Source organism: Polyangium jinanense (assembly GCF_028435265.1).
Taxonomy (GTDB): Bacteria; Myxococcota_A; Polyangia; order Polyangiales; family Polyangiaceae; genus Polyangium; species Polyangium jinanense.
Map to the genome: position 1 here is coordinate 248819 of NZ_JAGTJK010000002.1, position 17826 is coordinate 266644.

17 protein-coding genes and 1 pseudogene are annotated in these 17826 nt (G+C 66.9%); 10 read left to right on the plus strand and 8 right to left on the minus strand.

All coding sequences use genetic code 11. From position 1 onward, the window contains the following. Positions 1-10: 10 nt before the first annotated feature. The 3 genes from KEG38_RS05360 to KEG38_RS05370 all read left to right on the plus strand — a co-directional run bounded on the left by KEG38_RS05360 (position 11) and on the right by KEG38_RS05370 (position 3002). Complete coding sequence (locus tag KEG38_RS05360) at positions 11-841, plus strand: SDR family oxidoreductase (protein WP_272417942.1); 831 nt, start codon at positions 11-13, stop codon at positions 839-841. Between the two features lie 71 nt (positions 842-912). Beyond that, complete coding sequence (gene tpx, locus KEG38_RS05365) at positions 913-1404, plus strand: thiol peroxidase (protein WP_272417943.1); 492 nt, start codon at positions 913-915, stop codon at positions 1402-1404. 155 nt (positions 1405-1559) lie between these two features. Beyond that, the gene (locus KEG38_RS05370) at positions 1560-3002 is read left to right on the plus strand and encodes an NHL repeat-containing protein (RefSeq protein ID WP_272417944.1); all 1443 of its coding nucleotides are present in this window, start codon (positions 1560-1562) and stop codon (positions 3000-3002) included. A 13-nt stretch (positions 3003-3015) separates the two neighbouring features. On the opposite strand, the gene KEG38_RS05375 is transcribed toward KEG38_RS05370, so the two are convergent. Then, positions 3016-3168: a hypothetical protein gene (locus KEG38_RS05375; RefSeq protein WP_272417945.1), complete on the minus strand. Its 153-nt coding sequence runs from the start codon at positions 3166-3168 to the stop codon at positions 3016-3018. A gap of 208 nt (positions 3169-3376) precedes the next feature. Here KEG38_RS05375 and KEG38_RS05380 point away from each other — a divergent pair, with 208 nt between their 5' ends. The 3 genes from KEG38_RS05380 to KEG38_RS05390 all read left to right on the plus strand — a co-directional run bounded on the left by KEG38_RS05380 (position 3377) and on the right by KEG38_RS05390 (position 5207). After that, positions 3377-3808: a hypothetical protein gene (locus tag KEG38_RS05380; RefSeq protein ID WP_272417946.1), complete on the plus strand. Its 432-nt coding sequence runs from the start codon at positions 3377-3379 to the stop codon at positions 3806-3808. A 79-nt stretch (positions 3809-3887) separates the two neighbouring features. Next, positions 3888-4559, plus strand: a complete 672-nt coding sequence (locus KEG38_RS05385) for a hypothetical protein (protein WP_272417947.1) — start codon at positions 3888-3890, stop codon at positions 4557-4559. A gap of 42 nt (positions 4560-4601) precedes the next feature. After that, complete coding sequence (locus KEG38_RS05390) at positions 4602-5207, plus strand: pentapeptide repeat-containing protein (protein WP_272417948.1); 606 nt, start codon at positions 4602-4604, stop codon at positions 5205-5207. A 5-nt stretch (positions 5208-5212) separates the two neighbouring features. Here the strand turns inward: KEG38_RS05390 and KEG38_RS05395 are convergent, their stop codons facing one another. The 5 genes from KEG38_RS05395 to KEG38_RS05415 are packed head-to-tail and all read right to left on the minus strand — an operon-like array spanning position 5213 to position 10042. Further along, a complete protein-coding gene (locus KEG38_RS05395; protein ID WP_272417949.1) occupies positions 5213-6019 on the minus strand; it encodes a carbohydrate ABC transporter permease in 807 nt (268 codons plus the stop codon). Then, positions 6016-6894: a carbohydrate ABC transporter permease gene (locus KEG38_RS05400; protein WP_272417950.1), complete on the minus strand. Its 879-nt coding sequence runs from the start codon at positions 6892-6894 to the stop codon at positions 6016-6018. The genes KEG38_RS05395 and KEG38_RS05400 overlap by 4 nt, the downstream gene beginning before the upstream one ends. Next, positions 6891-8162, minus strand: coding sequence for an ABC transporter substrate-binding protein (locus KEG38_RS05405; RefSeq protein ID WP_272417951.1), 1272 nt, complete (start codon positions 8160-8162; stop codon positions 6891-6893). The genes KEG38_RS05400 and KEG38_RS05405 overlap by 4 nt, the downstream gene beginning before the upstream one ends. Further along, complete coding sequence (locus KEG38_RS05410; RefSeq protein WP_272417952.1) at positions 8159-9244, minus strand: ABC transporter ATP-binding protein; 1086 nt, start codon at positions 9242-9244, stop codon at positions 8159-8161. Before KEG38_RS05410 ends, KEG38_RS05405 begins: the two co-directional genes overlap by 4 nt. 3 nt (positions 9245-9247) lie before the next feature. After that, on the minus strand, positions 9248-10042 hold the full coding sequence (locus KEG38_RS05415; RefSeq protein ID WP_272417953.1) for an HAD family hydrolase: 795 nt from the start codon (positions 10040-10042) through the stop codon (positions 9248-9250). 192 nt (positions 10043-10234) lie between these two features. Here KEG38_RS05415 and KEG38_RS05420 point away from each other — a divergent pair, with 192 nt between their 5' ends. Further along, positions 10235-10618 carry a hypothetical protein gene (locus KEG38_RS05420; RefSeq protein ID WP_272417954.1) on the plus strand — a complete coding sequence of 128 codons (384 nt, stop codon included), beginning with the start codon at positions 10235-10237 and terminating at the stop codon, positions 10616-10618. Between the two features lie 10 nt (positions 10619-10628). Here the strand turns inward: KEG38_RS05420 and treS are convergent, their stop codons facing one another. Both treS and KEG38_RS05430 read right to left on the minus strand, forming a co-directional pair. Beyond that, positions 10629-13943: a maltose alpha-D-glucosyltransferase gene (treS, locus tag KEG38_RS05425; RefSeq protein ID WP_272417955.1), complete on the minus strand. Its 3315-nt coding sequence runs from the start codon at positions 13941-13943 to the stop codon at positions 10629-10631. Next, the gene (locus KEG38_RS05430) at positions 13940-15952 is read right to left on the minus strand and encodes an alpha-1,4-glucan--maltose-1-phosphate maltosyltransferase (protein WP_272418619.1); all 2013 of its coding nucleotides are present in this window, start codon (positions 15950-15952) and stop codon (positions 13940-13942) included. The genes treS and KEG38_RS05430 overlap by 4 nt, the downstream gene beginning before the upstream one ends. A gap of 103 nt (positions 15953-16055) precedes the next feature. Between KEG38_RS05430 and KEG38_RS05435 the strand changes: the two genes are divergently transcribed. From KEG38_RS05435 to KEG38_RS05440, 3 genes and pseudogenes are all read left to right on the plus strand, one after another. Then, on the plus strand, positions 16056-16910 hold the full coding sequence (locus KEG38_RS05435) for a DUF6929 family protein (protein WP_272417956.1): 855 nt from the start codon (positions 16056-16058) through the stop codon (positions 16908-16910). Between the two features lie 165 nt (positions 16911-17075). Next, positions 17076-17345 (plus strand): annotated as a pseudogene (locus tag KEG38_RS55975) (DUF2321 domain-containing protein); the annotation flags it as partial. Between the two features lie 15 nt (positions 17346-17360). Further along, positions 17361-17825 (plus strand): PD-(D/E)XK nuclease domain-containing protein, encoded by a 465-nt coding sequence (locus KEG38_RS05440; RefSeq protein ID WP_272417958.1) that lies wholly within the window; start codon positions 17361-17363, stop codon positions 17823-17825. Position 17826: the final 1 nt, after the last annotated feature.

A 17826-nucleotide genomic window follows, 5' to 3' on the forward strand; every position in this document is an offset into this window, starting at 1 on the left:
AGCCGGCATCATGTCCCAGCAGCGGATCGTCCTCGTCACCGGCGCGACCGACGGAATCGGACGCCAGACCGCGCTCGAGCTCCTTCGCCGCGGCGCCCGCGTCCTCGTGCACGGGCGAACCTTGGCAAAAGCAAAGGCCGTCCGCGACGTGCTCGCCCGGGAGAGCGGATCGAGCGATCTCCTGCCCGTCGCCGCGGATCTCTCGTCGATGGCCGCGGTCCGCGCGCTCGCCGCGGAGGTCATGGCCCGCGTGGATCGGCTCGACGTGCTGCTGAGCAATGCCGGCGTCTTCATGCACGAGCGAAAGCTCACGGAGGACGGATTCGAGACGACGTTCGCGGTCAATCACCTCGCGCCGTTCCTGCTCACGCACCTGCTTCTCCCGCACGTCCAGAAGAGCGACGGCGGCCGCATCGTCGCCGTGAGCTCGATCGCCCATGCCCGCGGGCAGATCGATTTCACCGACCTCACCTCGGAGCGGTATTTCCACGGCTATACGGCGTACGCCACGTCGAAGCTCGCGAACGTGCTTTTCACCTACGAAATCGGTCGGCGCCTCGGGGGCACGAACGTCACGGCGAATGCGCTGCATCCGGGCGTCATCAGCACGAAGCTCTTGCGCAGCGGCTTCGGGATGGGCGGGGGCACGGTCGTGCAGGGCGCCGCCACGTCCGTTCGGCTCGCGATCGACCCCGCGCTCGCCGGGGTCACCTGCAAATACTTCTCCGACGAGCACGAGGAGGCCTCGTCGCAGACCTCACACGATCGCGCGCTCCAGCGCCGTCTCTACGAGGTGAGCGCGAAGCTCGTGGGCATCGCGGGTCTCCCGGACGTCACGTAGGGTGAGATTCGCCCCTTGTGGCGCTCGCCCTTGTGTGTACACTCGCGCCAAACCGAACAGGAGACCACCACATGGCGAAGATCACGCTGAAGGGCAATCCGATTCACACGTCCGGCGAGCTGCCGGCGAAGGGCAGCGCGGCGCCCGATTTCAAGCTCGTCCGGGCGGACCTCTCCGAGGCCTCGCTCGCGTCGTTCTCGGGCAAGAAGATCCTCAATATCTTCCCGAGCGTCGACACGCCCGTCTGCGCCATCTCGGTGCGCACGTTCAACAAGCTCGCGTCCGAGAAGGGCGTGACCGTGCTGAACATCTCCAAGGACCTGCCCTTCGCACAGAAGCGCTTCTGCGGCGCCGAGGGCATCGACAAGGCCGAGACGCTCTCCGCGTTCCGCTCCTCGTTCGGCAAGGATTACGGCGTCGAGATCACCGACGGCCCCCTTGCCGGCCTCGCGGGGCGCGCCGTGCTGGTCCTCGACGGTGACAACAAGGTCATCCACGCCGAGCTCGTCCCCGAGATCGCGCAGGAGCCGAATTACGACGCCGCGCTCGCCGCCCTCGGCTGAGCTCCCCCGCCTCGCCCCCTTCGCGCCTCCCCCGCGAAAAAGATTACACATTTCCAGACATTGACGCCGCTTCCAGGCGCCGCGACAATCTGGCGCATTGCGTCGAGTTCGCGCCGCTCGGAAGGCGACGGCCCGCGCTCGACGGGAGATGGCGTATGAGGAAGCTTGCGCTTGCGGTCGTTCTCGGTTCGGGTCTGGGGGGTTGCACGGTCACGCAATACGAGCCGCCGCCTCCACCGGGATTGGGCGAGGGCTGCACCGCGGAGGTGACCTGCAACGGGACACCTGTTGCCCTCGCGCACGGGGTCGCCACGCCGAAGGACGACGCCTTCCACGCCGTCGCGGCCTCTGACGACGGCGTGGTGTTCCTGGGCGGCTTCGGGTCGGGGACGGCGGAGACCGATGGCATTCCGAAAGAGGGCCACGCCCTGCTCACCCGGATCGGCCCCGAAGGGCATGTCGAGGATTGGTCCGGCAAGTTCGTGCCGGGGCCGGATGGCACGCTCGTCCAGATCGCGAGCCTCGCGGTCGCGCCGAACGGCGACGTCGCGGTGGCTGGGTATTTCATTGGCACGCTCCAGATCGGGATCGCGTCGTTCGCCTCGCAGTTGAACTCACGGGACGCGTTTCTGGCCGTGTTCGACGCGAAGGGCGCGCTCCGGTACGTCAAAGCCCTCGGCAACGAGTTCTACCAGGTGGCGCACGCCGTCGCGTTCGATCCGGACGGCAACGTGTACCTCGGCGGTTCGTTCGCGGGGTCGGTGAATTTCGGCGGCGAGGCAGCGCTCGAGGCGTCGGGTACGGGCGACGGGTTCGTGGTGTCGTACAAGCCCGACGGCACGTTCCGCTGGCAGCTGCCGGTGCTTGGCGGCGGGTTTCAGGCGGTTTACGCGCTCGCGGTCACGGATGACGGCGGCGTCATCGCGGCCGGGCTCATGGATGGGGAAAGCTCCCTTGGGTCGCTCGAGGGTGAGCTCACCCAGGGAAAAGACATGTTCCTCGCGCGTCTCGACGTGGCGTCGGGCGAGGCGAAATGGGCGCAGAGGATGGGCGGGTCGGGCGACCAGCTCGTCGACGCGATCGACATCTCCAAGAAGACCGGCGAAATCGCGCTCGTCGGCAATTTTCGCGGCGGGTCGATGGACCTCCTCGGCAAGCAATACACGAACAATGACATGAACGTGTGGGACATGTTCGCCGCGTTTTATGCGCCGACGGACGGCGCGCTGCTCCGGAGCGCGGCTTTCCAGGGACCCGGCATCCAGGCCGGCACGGGCGTCGCATTCGATCCGGCCGGGGATGTGGTCATTGGCTGCACGTTCTCGCAGCAGCTCCAGCTCGGCATCACGGTCCTCCAGACGGAGGGCGCGCTCGACGCCGACGCCTGCGCCTTCAAATTGCGGGGCGGGACCCTCGAGGTGGTCTGGGGCCACGATTATGGCGACGCCTGGACGCAGGGGATCACCGCTGTCGGCGCCTCCCCCAAGACGGGCCGTCCGCTCCTCGTAGGCGGCTTCCAGAGCAAGCTCGTGGGCGCCTTCAACGGGCCCCAGAGCGCCGGCGGGTTCGACGCGTTTTTCCTCGAGCTCTCGCCCTGACCGCGCCCGCGCTTCAATCGACCGGCGCCTCCTCCCCGCGCCTCAGTACCTCGCGGGCCACGATCTCCGTGAGCGCGTAAATCACGAACGCATCCTGATCGTCGATCGGCGTCTCGTTGTCGCGGGTGTGGGTCTTCTTTCGCCGCTCGTTGATCGCGCCGAACACGCTGTCCTCGAACTTCCTCCTTCAGGGCGGCGAGGTCGGCGAGCGGGCGCCGGACGTTCGTCCCGGACTTTTCCTCCGTGACCTTCGGGGCGGACGGGGCCGTCATGGCGGCGAGGATATCCTCGTCCCGAAAAAAAAGTTGGTCACAGAAAGGCCCGACCTCGCCACGTGACGAGCGCGCGACGCTCGCGCTCGGAGGGAGGACGTGATGGTGAACGTGTGGAAGGTCTCGACGCTGGTGCTCGCAGGGGCGCTCGTCGTCGTCGTGGGTCGGGGCGCCGTGCAGGAGTCGGCCGCGTGTGATGCGGATCTCCCGACGGCCGAGCAGATCACGCGGCTCAAGCTTGCGCGGGGCTTCGCGTTCCTCGAACGCGCCGAGCAGGAGGTCGAGCAAGCCACCGCCGCCCGCCCCCGGGAGCGCGCGAATGCGCTCGCCCAGATTGCCAAGGCCAAGGCCTCGATCGAGCTCGCGCTCGGCCCGGTCGCCGAGCCCGAGCCCCGGCCCCTCCCGAAGCCCCAGCCCGTGCCGCGCCCGCTCCCGCGCAAGAGCACCGAGACGCCGGCCACGCAGGCGGCGGGGACGACGGTGCCGGCGAACGTGGTCAATCCGTTCCTGGTCTCCACGCGCAAGATCCGCTGAGCGCCCGCAACGGAGCGCGCCGCCGCGAATTTTCACACCCCCCCGCAAACCGCGGCGCCAGATCGTGCGTCCAAGGGCCATGGCCTATCGCGACGACGAGCACGCCCTGCAAACCAAAAAGGCCGACATCGAGGCCCGCCTCGCGCAGATCGAGGAGCAGCGGCGCGAGCTCGAAGGCCTGTCGCGTGAGGAGGCGGAGCTCGGCAAGGCGCTCGCGGACGTCGAGCGCCGGCTCGAAGAGAGGCGGCGCTTGCCTTTGCTTTCGCAGGTCCAGGTCGCGGCCCCGTGCCCTGCCGATTGGAACAAGATGGTGGGCGACGAGCACGCGCGGTTCTGTCCGTCCTGCGAAAAGAACGTGTACAACCTCTCGGCGATGACCGGCCAGGAGGCCGAGCAGCTCATTCGCGAGAAGGAGGGCAACCTCTGCGTCCGGTACTTCCAGCGGAAGGACGGGACGGTGATGACCTCCGATTGTCCCGTCGGCGTGCGCAAGCGGCGGGTGCGGCGGTCGGTGGCCGCGGGGGTGGTGGTGGCTGTGGCGGGCGCGGGGGCCGTGTCGGCCGTGCAATTCGCTCGAAACTACGAGACGATGCTGATCGACGAGAGGTTCATGCGCGTGCAGCACGAGCCCAAGGCCGATCCGCCCGCGGTCGCCGGTCAGGTCACGCCGGAGCAATTTTTGATGTGGGAGGCGGAGGAGGCCGGGAAGAAGCCGGTGCGGGTGAAGAACAAGATCACGGAAAAGCCTTAGGCATTGAAACCGAGATGGCGACCGGCCTATGATGATCGCCAGATGAACCCATTCGAAGGCAAGAATTCGTTCGACGGCGAGACATTCGACAAGGTCACTCTCGAACGAGCGGACCTGCGTGATCGAGAGTTCTCCTCCTGCGTATTTCGACGCTCCAAGCTCAGCGAGGCCCGATGGTCGCGGACTCGGCTCGAGGGCTGCACATTCGAGGAATGTGATCTGCGGCAAGCCGACGTCACCATGCTCTCGCTGCGGGGCGTGACGTTCAAGTCTTGCAAGCTGATGGGGATCAACTGGACGAAGATCGCAAAGTTCCCCGACGTATCCTTCGAGGACTGCGACCTCCGATACACCGTGATGGACTCGCTCGCGCTGCGCAAGACGCACTTCACGCGGTGCGGGATCACCGAGTCGGTCTTCGCGGCGACGGACCTCTCCGGCGCTGTGTTCGAGGAGTGCCGTTTCGCGGGGACGCGCTTCGATGATTGCGACCTTCGCAATGCGCAGTTCCCCCGCTCCTCGGATCTGTACGTCGATCCGGCGAAGAACAAGGTGAAAGGCGCCCAGGTTCCGCTCGATACGGCGATCCTCCTCGCGGCCTCGTTCGGCATGCGCGTGCTCGGCTTCGCCGAGCACCGAGACGAATGAACGCGCTACCCGACCCGCGCCGTCACCGCCCGTAAGATCTGCTTTTGCACCGCCGCGAAGAGCGCGAGGACGGGCAAACTCAGAATCACGTTCCCCGCCATCACGATGTGCCAGCGCACGCCGGTGCCTTGCTCGCGGAGCAACGCGACGGCGAGGGGCAAGGTGCGCACGTCGTCGTCGGTCGTCATGACGAGCGGCCAGAAATAATCGTTGTAATGGAAGACGAAGCTGAAGAGGAAGAGCGACGCGAGGGTCGGTCGTAACATCGGGGCGAGCAGGCCGTAGACGATACGAAGCTCGCTCGCGCCGTCGAGCCGCGCTGCTTCGATCATCTCGTCGGGCACGGAGAGCAGCGCTTGCCGCACGAGGAACGTCCCGAGCGCGCTCACGCCGAACGGCAGGGTGAGCGCCGCGAACGTGTTCACGAGGCCGATCGGGCCGAGCATCGAGAAGACAGGGACGAACGTCACCTGCGCCGGGATGAGGAGGCAGGCGAGGACCAGCGCGAAGGCGACCTTCTTGCCGACGAAATGCAATTTGGCGAGCGCGTATCCCGCGGGCAATGCGAGCAGGATCTGGAGGAGCGCGATGGCGACGGCCATGGCCGTCGTGTTGAGGAAATAACGACCGACGGGGATCGTCCGGAGGACCTCGCGGTAGGCCTCGAACTGGATCGATTTCGGGATGGGCCACGCGGGCGCCGCGACGATCTCCGGCAAGGTCCGGAGCGAGGTCAGCACCATCCACGCATAGGGCCCGACCCAGAGCAGGGCCACGAGGACGAGCAGGATCCACGAAAAACGCCGCTTCATGCGCGCCTCGCGCCCGGCTTCCCGAGTCGCCAGGACCCGAGCTGCAAGGCCGTGAGCCCGAGCAGGAGCACGAAAAATGCGACGGTCATCGCGCTCGCCCGCCCGACGCGCAGGTTCACGAAGACGTGCTCGTAAATCGCGTAGACGAAGACCGTCGTCGATTTCACGGGCCCGCCCTGGGTCATCACGCGGACCACGTCGAAGGCCTGGAACGAGAGGATCAGGCTGGTCGTCCCGACGAACGAGGCGCTCGGGCGCAGCATCGGCCAGGTGACGTGGAGAAACCGCGAAAAGGGCCCGGCGCCGTCGAGCGCCGCGGCCTCGTGCAAGGAGCGGGGGATGTCTTGCAATCCCGCCAGGAAAATCACCATCGAATACCCCGTGATTTTCCAGACGCTCACGGCCGCGAGCGTGTAGAGCGCGACCGCGGGATCCCCGAGCCAGTTCTTGGGGGTGATGCCGACCGAGCGGCAAAACGTCGAGAGCAGCCCGCCGTCCGCGTCGAGGATCCACATCCAGAGCAGCGCCACGGCGACCCACGAGACGACGTATGCGCTGAAGACCGCGCCTCGCACGAAGGCATAAAGCTTTCCGGGCCGATCGAGCGCGAGCGCGAGGCCGAGGCCAAGGGCGAGCGAAACGACGACGACCACGATGCTGTAGGAGAGCGTCCGTCCGATCGTGCCCCAGAGCTCGCCGCTCGCGAGGATCTGCGCGTAGTTGGCGGTGCCCACCCATTCGGGGGGCGTGAGCATGTCCCAGCGATAAAAGCTGTTCTTGAAGACGAGCGCGAGCGGCCAGAAAAAGAAGAGGCCGAGCACGAGCGCCGTCGGGGCGAGGAAGAGGTACGGATCGAGCGGGCGCTTCGGCTTCATGGCTCCCCCGCGGCGCGGCGCGCCTCGTCGAGCGTCGCCCGTGCGTCCCTTTGGGCGAGGACGGCCTCTTCGAGCCGCGGCTGCACCGCCTCGCGCTGGATGCGGAACAAGGACGGCGCCCAGGGCCACGCGAAGGCGTCTTTTAATTGATCGAGCGCGACCCGGTCATTCGGATGCTTGCCGTAATACCCGCTCGCTTCGAGCTCGGCGAGCCCCTTCTGCGAGACGGGGAGATAACCCGTCCGCGTGGCCCACTCGTTTGCCTGCCGCGGCAGCATCATCCATTGCAGGAACGCGCGGGCCGCGGGGCGCTCGCGTTCCGACGAGGCAGCCGGGATGACGAACATCGTGCCGCCCGTGGGCACGCTTTTCCGCACGTCCCCCGGCAGCGGCGCGGCGCCCACGGGAAATTTCGCGTTCGTTTCGAGGTATTTGAGGAACGCGGTCGACGTCCAGATCATCGCCACCCGGCCCGCGAGGAAATCGGTGTTCGTGGCTTGCCAGGCATTGTAATCGCGGCCCGGCGGCGGCTTCATCGTGCGCTCCTCGTGCACGAGCCGCTGCCAGAATTCGAGCGCGCGCACCCCGGCCTCGCCGCCGAGCGAGGGCGTCCCGTCGTCCTCGATCACGGTCCCGCCCGCTTGCCCCACGAGCGCCACCCAGAACCACCAATCGATGGGGCAGGCGAATCCGTGGCGGGTCACGGTTCCGTCGTTCGCCCGGACCGTCGCCGCACGGGCCACGGAAACGAGCTCGTTCCAGGTGGTCGGCGGGCGCAGGCCGAGCTCGTCGAAGATCGTGCGGTTGTAATACGCAATCGGCGTCGACCGATTGAACGGCGCGCAGATGATGGGCCGCTCGCCGCCCCGCACGAAACACCCGGTTTGCCCGAGGGCGGGGACGATGTCGCCGGTCACGTGGTTCGTTTCGTCGATTGGCAGCAGCGTGCCGGCTTGCGCGAGGTACGGCACGACTTCGCCGACCACGTGCGTGAGCGCGGGCGCCGCGCGGGCCGCGATGGCCGTGCGGAGTTTTGCCAAGGCCTCGAAGTAATCGCCCTGGTAAATGGCCTTGATGCGATACGTGCTTTGCTCGGCGTTGAACCGACCGACGAGCGAAAGCAAAACCTCGCGGTTCGTGCCGCCGTAAGCGAACCAGAGCGACGCCTCGCCGTCCCTGCCGCCGCGCGCGCAGCCCGCCCCCGCGAGGGCGGCGAACGACGAGGCGAGCGTGATCAGCGCGTCCCTACGCCCGAGGCGCGCGCTCATCCTCGCGCCTCCGCGACCCTTCGGCCCGTCTGGGCATCGAAGAACAAGCAATGGCGCAGCTCGACCGCGGCGAGGAGCGCGTCGCCCGGCGAAAAGGCCCCCCAGCCCGGCATACGCGCCGCGATGCGCGTCCCCGAGGCGTCGAGGTAAAGGTACGTCTCGGCGCCGAGCGGCTCGGCGTGCACGACCTTCACGGCGATCGAAATGTCGTCGGCGCGTGGTTTGTCACGCACGATCGATACGTGCTCCGGCCGGATCCCCACGACGACGCGGTTCGGGAGCCCGAGCGTCATCGGCACCGAAAAAAGGAGGCTCGGCGCCTCGATCGTCCCCGCGTGGTATGTCGCCTCGATGCGATTGATGGCCGGCGTCCCGAGGAACGAGGCCACGAAGACGTTCGCAGGCGCCTCGTAAATGTCCTTCGGCGTCCCCACCTGCTGGAGCACGCCGCTTTTCATCACGGCGATCCGATCGCCGATCGTCATCGCCTCGACCTGATCGTGCGTGACGTAAATGCTCGTGACGCCGAGCCGGCGCACGAGCGAAGCGAGCTCGACCCTGAGCTCGGCCCGGAGCGCGGCGTCGAGGTTCGAGAGCGGCTCATCGAAGAGAAAAACCCGCGGCGAACGCACGATGGCCCGCCCCATCGCGACCCTTTGCCGCTCCCCGCCCGAGAGCTCCCCGGGGCGCCGATCGAGCAGCTTCGACAACCCCAGCATCTCCGCCGCCTCGAGGACCTTTTTTTCCTGCTCGGGACGCCCCGCGCCGCGCATCTTGAGGGGGAACGCCAGAATCTCGCGCACCTTCATGTGCGGATAAAGGGCATATCCCTGAAAAACCATCGCGACGTCCCGATCCTGCGGGGGCACGTGCGTGACGTCGCGCCCGTCGATCCGGATCGTCCCGGCGTCGGGCGTATCGAGCCCCGAGACGAGGCGCAATGTCGTCGATTTGCCGCAGCCCGACGGACCGACGAGCACGAGCATCTCGCCGTCGCGCACGTCGAGGTCGAGTTTGTCGAGGGCAGGGATTTCGGTGCCGAGGTGCCTTCGGACGAGGCCACGAAGCTCGATCGTCGCCATGGTTCAGGTACCGACGACGACGAGGCTCGGCACCTCGGCCGCGCGCGCGAGCAATCCCGCCTTCGGCCGCACGCCGACAGGTACACGTGAAGCCGCGAGCATGGGCACGTCATAACTCGAATCCCCGAACGCGCCGAGCAACGTGGCGCCAGGGCAGGCCTCGCGCAGCGCGATGGGCTTGTCATTGCCATACACGGGCCGCCCGGCGAGCTCGGCGGCGATACGCCCGTCCTGCATCCGAGGCGTCATCGCGACCACGCGATGCGCCGGGATTCCGAGGAGCGCGACGCCAATCTCGACGATCCAGCGCGGCGAAGCCGAGACCACCCACACGGGTACCTTTTCGGTTTCGGCCCAGGCGAGGACGGGCGAAAGAAATCGATGCAGCCGCGCATCCAGCCCCCGCGCGGCGATGACGCGCCGGGCAAACGCCTCCGCTTCGGGGAGGGCAAACCCCGCGAAGACCCAGGCCATCATCGCGAAGGCGCGGACCTCTTCATACGTGCCGTCCGTGAGCGCGCGGTAGAGGCCCTGCGCGATGTCGGTCGTGCTGCCGCCTTCGTTCGTGCCGGCCGCGCGCGCCTCGACGATCAACGCCGCGCGCGCCTCTTCGCGCACCGCTTCTTCGGCGATCAACGCCTCGAAGAGATCGTTGCCGACGTCGCCGCTCCACAGCGTACCGTCGGCGTCGAACGCGAGGACCGGGTCCTCCTCGCGCGGGAGCGCCGCGCGCGCGGCCACGAGGCGCCGAACGACGCCCTCGGGGGTCTCGTGAATCGGGGTTCGACCTTCCTGCACGGTCTCCCCCCTACCACATCCGCGGCGCGGCGGGACAACCGGCCAGCGAACGAACACGTCCGTCGTCGCAGTCCTTGCGCCGCCACGCACGCCTTGCGTTTCCTCGCGCCGCGATCCACCGCGTCTTCGCGCGTTCCTGGCGTTTTACGCGGATCGTCTCCGCGGCACGGCCGTTGCGAAGGCAGGTTTCCCATGAACACCCGACATGCCGTCGTTTGGCTCGATCACAATGAGGCCCACATTTTCCACCTCACGCCCGAGAGTTATGCCGGGGAGGTGATCAAGTCGCCGCACGCGCACACGAAGCTGCACCGCAAGGCGGGGCCGACGGCTTCGTCGGGACACGCGGGCGAGGATCAGCATTATTATCACGACGTCGCGGAGCACCTCGCCGGCACGGAGGAGATCCTCGTGGTCGGCCCGGCAAACGCGAAGATCGAGTTCGTGCGGCACCTCGAGAACCACCACCACGACCTGAAATCGAGGGTCGTCGCGGTGGAGACCCTGGATCACCCGACCGACAAGGAGATCGCCGCCCACGCGCGCACGTTCTTCAAGCGCGAGGGCACGCTGTAGCGAGCGAGCATCATCCTTCGAGCATACGCGCGAGGCTGCGGAGCGGGATGCCGATCCAGTCGGGGCGATTGTCGAGCTCGTAGCCGATTTCGTAGATGCACTTCTCCAGGACGTAGAAATCGAGGAGGAGGTCGATGTCGGGATCGTTTTTCGGGAGGAACTCGCTGCCCGCGGCGGCGCCGAGGTAGCCGCCGAGGTAGACGGTCTCGGCCCAGGCGACCCAGGCATGGGTCCAGGGTTCGAGCACGGGCCGGTCCTCGGGCCGCGCGCGGCCGGCGGCGAGGGCGGAGGCCGCCGCGTAATCGAAGGAGCGGATCATGCCGGCGACGTCCCTGAGCGGTGTACGTCGGAAGCGGCGCGTCGCGAGCGGGCGCGTGGGTTCACCCTCGAAATCGATGAAAACGAAATCCTCGCCGGTGAAGAGGACCTGGCCGAGGTGGAAGTCGCCGTGACAACGGATACGCGTGGCGTCGACCTTGCGTGCGCCGATCGCCTTGAACCGCCGGTCGACCTCGTCTTCGCGACGCGTGATTTCCCGCGCGAGCTCCTGCACGCCCTCCGGCAAGGTGTGCGCGCGCCGGCGAAGCGCGTCGAAGGTGCGCGCGAGCATCGTGTGCGCGCCTTGATAAAGGGATTGCTGGTGCAGCGTGGAGTAGGGCTCACGGCCGAACGTGGTATCGGTCGTGTCCGTCGCGAGCGCCGCGTGGAGCTCGGCCGTTCTCTGGCCCAGTTTGTTCAGCCAAACCCCCTGCGCGCCGAGCTGATCGTGCGCGAGCGGCGGTAGCTGCGTGCGCGCGCGCTCGGTGTACGTGCCCCGCGGCAGGGGCGGCGTGGCGCCGGCGCGTGTGGCCTCGTCGGCGAGGACGCGCTCGAAGAAGAGGTCGAGGGATTCGAGCGCGGCCTGGAACGCGTTCCCACGGCTCGGCACCCATTGCTGGACCATCGCGAGCACCGTCCGGTCACGCCCGGTAGCCTGGTATTCGATGGCGCCTCCGAGCCGCGGGACATTCTTGTAGCCTTGCGCGTCGAGGAACGCCTGGACCTCGAACTCGGGATTGATGCCCTCCTCGACCTGGCGGAAGAGCTTGAGCATCATGGCTTCGCCATACACGAGGATGCTGTTCGATTGCTCGGCCGAGAGGAGCCGGCCGCGCTCGGTGGCCTCCTCGGGGACGCTTTGCAGGAAGGGGTGCGGGACGAACCGGAGCTCGCCGCGCGTGCCGGTGAATTTCGCGCCCTGGCGCACGAAGCGTAGGAGCGCATTCGCGAGGTCGGGGTCGACGAGCGCGTCGACGAGCGTGCCTTCCACGACCTCGGTATGGCCATTGCTCACGTGCAGCCGCACGGCCGCGATGACGGCGTGGGCCGCGTTCTCTTCGATTTCGCGCGCGCGCTCGCCCGAGGCGAAGGCGATGGGCAGGACGTACGTCTCCGGGGGCCCGGAGGCGAAATCGACGCGGACGAAGAGCAGCCACGCGAGCGGGGCATTGGGGTCGCCGAGGGGAATGGCGTCCAGGACCGAGGCGCTCGAGCGTACGCGGCCCTTGCTGCGGAAGTACCGACGCCCCGCGAGGTAATTGCAAAGGACGCGTTCGAGCGCGCGCCGTCCGTCGGGCCGCTTCACGAGGCTCTCGATGGACTGGTAGGCGAGCAGGACCGGGAGCCTTTCGTGCGCGGCGATCGCGAGCGGCGCCGTGCGTTCGAGGCCGAACCAGAAGAAATCGTGCGGCCCGAGCGAGAGCGGGTATTTGCCTTCGACCTCGGGGAATCGCGTCCGGCCGAAGAGCTCCGTGGGCACCATGCCGCGGTATCGCGAGAGGTCGAGCTCGACGTACTGGCCATACCGCGAGAGGTTCGCGACGACGAGCACGTGCTCGTCCCGATGGGAACGAACGAACGCGAGGACGCGGTGGTTGTCGGGGTGGAGGAACTCGATCGAGCCGCGGCCGAAGACCTCGTGTTGCTTGCGCAGGCCGATGAGGCGCTTCATCCACCAGAGGAGCGAAGCGGAGTTCGCCTGCTGGGCCTCGACGTTGACGGCCTCGTAATGGTATTCGGGGTCGACGATGACCGGCAGATAGAGCCTTTGCGGGTTGCACCGCGAAAACCCGGCATTGCGGTCGGAGCTCCATTGCATGGGCGTGCGGACGCCGTCGCGGTCGCCGAGGAAGATGTTGTCGCCCATGCCGATCTCGTCGCCGTAATAGAGGACGGGCGTGCCCGGCAGCGAGAAGAGGAGCGCGTTCATGAGCTCGATGCGGCGGCGCGTGCGCATGAGCGGCGCGAGGCGGCGGCGGATGCCGAGGTTGATGCGCGCGTTGCGCTCCTCGGCGTAGACCTTGACCATGTAATCGCGGTCCTCGTCGGTGACCATTTCGAGCGTGAGCTCGTCATGGTTGCGGAGGAACGTCGCCCACTGGCAGGTCTCGGGGATCGCCGGGGTCTGGCGGAGGATATTGACGATCGGAAAGCTGTCTTCGAGCTCGACCGCCATGAACATGCGCGGCATGAGCGGGAAATGGAAGTTCATGTGGCACTCGTCGCCGGCGCCGAAATAGGCAGCGGCGTCGCTGGGCCACTGGTTCGCCTCGGCGAGGAGCATTCGCCCGCCCTCGTAGCGAGCCTCGATGTGGGAGCGGAGTTTTCGCAGGAACGCGTGCGTCTCGGCGAGGTTCTCGCAGTTCGTCCCTTCGCGCTCGTAGAGATAGGGCACGGCGTCGAGGCGCATGCCGTCGACGCCCATGTCGAACCAGAGGTCGACGACCTGGAGCAGCGCGTCGTGGACGGCAGGGTTGTCGAAGTTGAGGTCGGGCTGGTGGGCATAAAAGCGGTGCCAGTAATAGGCCCGCGCGACCGGATCCCAGGCCCAGTTCGAGCTCTCGAAATCCTGGAAGATGATGCGCGCCTCCTCGAAGCGGTTCGGCGCGTCGCTCCACACGTAAAAATCGCGATGCGGGTGATCGGGCGGGGCACGGCGCGCGCGCTGGAACCAGGCGTGCTCGCTCGACGTATGATTGAGGACGAGCTCGGTGATGACGCGGATGTCTCGGTCGTGAGCTTCGCGGAGCAGCCGGGCGAAGTCGTCGCGCGTGCCGTAGCTCTCGCTGACGCCCGTGTAATCCGCGATGTCGTAGCCGCCGTCGCGGAGCGGGGAGGGGTAGAACGGCAGGAGCCAGATCGCCGTGACGCCGAGGTCATGGAGGTAATCGAGCTTGTGCACGAGCCCCGGGAGATCCCCTATCCCGTCGCTGTTCTGATCGTTGAACGCGCGGACATGCAGCTCGTAGACGACGGCGTCCTTGTACCAGAGGGGATCACGTTTCATAGGAAATACTCGTAATCGTTCTCCCTGCGGGCGAGCCTCCGTGCATGGAATACACAGGCGGGCGACGTCCGCGGATCGATCTCGACCCAGTTTCGCTTTCCTCGGAACGTATAACGCGCACCGCTCAGGAGGTCATGGACCTCGAAGCCACGCCCCGCATCCGTGAGGCCCGGCAGATCGAGCTCGACCCACGCGCCGTGGCGATGATACGGATCGAGGTTGACGACGACGATCAGCGAGTCGTCCCCGTGCGTCTTGCCATACGCGAGGACGAGGTCGCTGTCGGTGTGGAAAAATTGAAGATTGTCGTTGCGCGCGAGCGCGGGGTGCTCCATGCGGATGCGGTTGATGCGCGTGATCATGGGGCGCAGGCTGTCCGGCCGGCGGAGGTCCCAGCGGCGAAGCTCGTATTTCTCGCTGTCCGCATACTCCTCGGCGCCCTCGCGCGGGGGCTTGTGCTCCATGAGCTCGAACGCCGGGCCATAAATGCCGTACGAGCTCGACAGTGTCGCGGCGAGGACGAGGCGCACGAGGAACGCCGCGGGCTGGCCGTTCTGGAGGTGCTCGGGCAGGATGTCGGGCGTGTTCGGCCAGAAGTTCGGCCGGTAAAACTCGGCGATCTCGGTCTTCGTGAGGTCGTGCATGTAGGACGTGATCTCGTCCTTGGAGACGCGCCAGGTGAAATAGGTGTACGACTGGCTGAACCCGCGCTTGGCGAGGCCGTACATGAGCGCAGGGCGCGTAAACGCCTCGGAGAGGAAGACGACTTCGGGGTGGTCGCGCTTGATCGAGCGAATGACCCACTCCCAGAAGGGCAGGGGCTTCGTGTGCGGGTTGTCGACCCGGAAGAAGCGGACGCCGCGGGCGATCCAGAACCGGAAAATGCCTTCGAGCGAGCGCCAGAGCTCGGGCCACTCCTCGGTTTCGAAATCGAACGGGTGGATGTCCTGGTATTTCTTGGGCGGATTCTCGGCATAACGAGCCGTGCCGTCGGCGCGGCGCGGGAACCACCCGGGATGCTCCTGGACCCAGGGGTGATCGGGCGAGGCCTGCAAGGCGATGTCGAGCGCGATGTCGATGCCGAGCCGCGCTGCGGCTTGGAAAAACCTGTCGAAATCGTCGAGGGTGCCGAGCGAGGGGTGCACCGCGGTATGACCTCCCTGGGGCGCGCCGATGGCCCAGGGGCTGCCGACGTCGCCGTGCTCCGCGACGAGGGTGTTGTTTTTCCCTTTGCGGTTCGTCTGGCCAATCGGATGAATCGGCGGGAGGTAAAGGATGTCGAAGCCCAGGTCGGCGACGTATGGCAGGCGCGCCTCGGCGTCGGCGAAGGTGCCGTGGCGGCCGCCTTCGCCGAAGGAGCGCGGAAAGAGCTCGTACCAGGAGGAGAAGCGGGCCTTTTCGGGGTCGACGACGACCTCGAGGATGCCCGGATATCGCGAGGCGAGGCGGCGATCGGGATGGCGCGCGGCGGCCATGCAAAGGCCGCTGTCGAGCGCGAGCGTGATTCGCTCCGTGAGCGGAATGGTGTCGTCGCGCAGGCGCGCGGCCACGTCCGCGAGGGAGCGAGCGTCGTCGCCGGTCGCGTCCTTGGCGGCCTGTTCGAGCAGGGTCGCGCCGTCGAGGATGTCGACGGAGACGTCCTGCGCCGCCTCGACGCGCTTTTTGAGGTCGCGGCGGAACGTGCCGTACCGATCGATGAAGGCCTCGACGGTGTATTGCCAGAGGCCGAGCGTGTCGGGCGTGAACGACGCGACGAATCGATCGGGCTCCGCCGTGGGCTCGAGGGGGACGAAGAGCCAGGGCGGATCGGGATCGCCCAGGGACGGCGCGGGGCGATAGAGGAGCGAGCAGGCGAGCAGATCGTGCCCGTCGGCATAAACGATGGCCGAGACGTCGATCCGATCGCCGAGGATACGCTTGATCGGGAAGCGCCCGCCGTCGATCTCGGGACGAACGCGCTCGATCTGCACACGCCTGCGGCCTTCTTCAGGGAGCTTGTCGAGGTCCACCAAGGCGCTTCGATGCGCCGCGGGGGAGGGCGGTTGTCCGAGCGGGCGGGCGCGGGAAGCGAAAGGTTGTCGTCCGACCGCGGTCCAGGGTAGTGGCGGACGGGTGATCAAAGCCTCCCAGGATCCCCATCTGCGCGCCCGCATCCTCTCGTCACGGCCCCTGCCCGGAGTGCGGGCGGGCTCGGCTGTGGTTTGGCACGACCGACGTTTGCTCGTGATCCAGGACGACGCGTTCTCCGTGGTGTGGATCGATCCGGATTCGGGGGCGATGTCGCGCGTCACGCTCGAAGGGCGTGGGGAGGAGTTGCCCAAAGCACGAAAGCCCGATTTCGAGGCGGCGTTCGTGGGGCCGGGGCGGGCCGTGACGGTCCTCGGGTCGGGGTCTTCGGACAGGCGCAGGCACAAGGCGTCGGTCGATCTCGATTCCGGTCGCGTAGAGGTCACGGATTTCGGGTCGCTCTTCGACGTGGTCGAGGCGCGGATCGGCGCGCGGCCGAACGTCGAGGGCGCGGTGCTCGTCGGCGAGGTTTTGCGGGTGTTTCATCGCGGCGCGGGGCCTTTGGCGAGCGCGATCGTGGACGTCGCCGGGAGCGTGCTCGAAGGTCGCGGCGTGGAGCTCCTCGGGCACGCGTTTTACGACCTCGGAATCGCGGGCGGCGTGCCGCTGCATTTCACGGACGCGGCAGCGTTCGGCGGGCGGACGTTTTATCTCGCCGTCGCGGAGGGCACGCCGAACGCAATCGACGATGGGCCTGTGGTGGGCGCCGCGGTCGGGATTCTCGCGGGGGATCAGGCGAGGTATGCGTTCCTCGAAGAACCCTCGGGGGAACGATCATGCCGGAAGGTCGAGGGGATCACGTTCGATCCCGGGCGGAAAACGATCTGGGCCGTCACGGATCCCGATGATCCCGAGCGGCCGGCGGAGCTTTGCGTGATCGCGCTGGAGGGGTTTTTCTGAGGCGAGGTCCGGGCGCTGCATATGCCGCGAGCTAGCCGATCCGCCCCTCTTGGAAGCGGGTCGAGAGCCTCTTGGCAAGCGCTGCTACGCGCGACTTCGGAGGGACCATCGTAGCCCGCGAAGCTAGAACCCAGGCGACCACCGTGGTAAGCAGCGGCCCTCATGATGTCCAACCGCAATGCGCGCGAGGGAAACCGCCGAGGGGGAAGGGGGGAGCTCGGAACACTTCAACTGTGCGAGAATGGGCACCTTGTCTCCATTCGTCGGGACAGAGTTTCCCGGACGCTCAGGACGCACTGTCCGGAATGTGGGGCCTCGACCATGACTCGCTGCCCGAAGTGCGGCGAGGACATACGTGAAAGGTTGCCGGTCGTCGATGCGCCCTGCTTCTGCGAGCATTGTGGCGTAGCGTTCCCTTGGGCTCAGCGAAGGTGCGACAAGGAACACGGGATGCCTGATCCGACATCGCGTCTGGTATTTGCGCTCTCTCGATTCGATCGAGTCGCCATTCAGCTAAGGAACCGGGGTCGCAAGCCGCCGCTCGATATCGCCGACGAGTACGATGTGCAGTATGTCTTGCGCGCGCTCCTCTCGACGGATTTCGATGACGTGAGGACGGAGGAGCCTACGCCTTCTGTGGCAGCTGGCTCGGCACGCGTTGATTTTTTGCTGAAAAACGAGCAGATTCTCATCGAGGTTAAAAAGACCAGGAACGACCTCGGCCCCAAGGAGCTCAAGAAGCAGCTCCTCGCGGACATTCCCCATTATCGCCAGCACCCCGACTGTCGCACGCTGATCTGCTTCATCTATGATCCTGACGGCCGCATCGACAACCAAGCCGCGCTGAAGCGTGATCTCGAAGCTGAAACGAGGGAGACCACACGCGTGATCGTGGTGATTTCGCCAGGTCGATAGT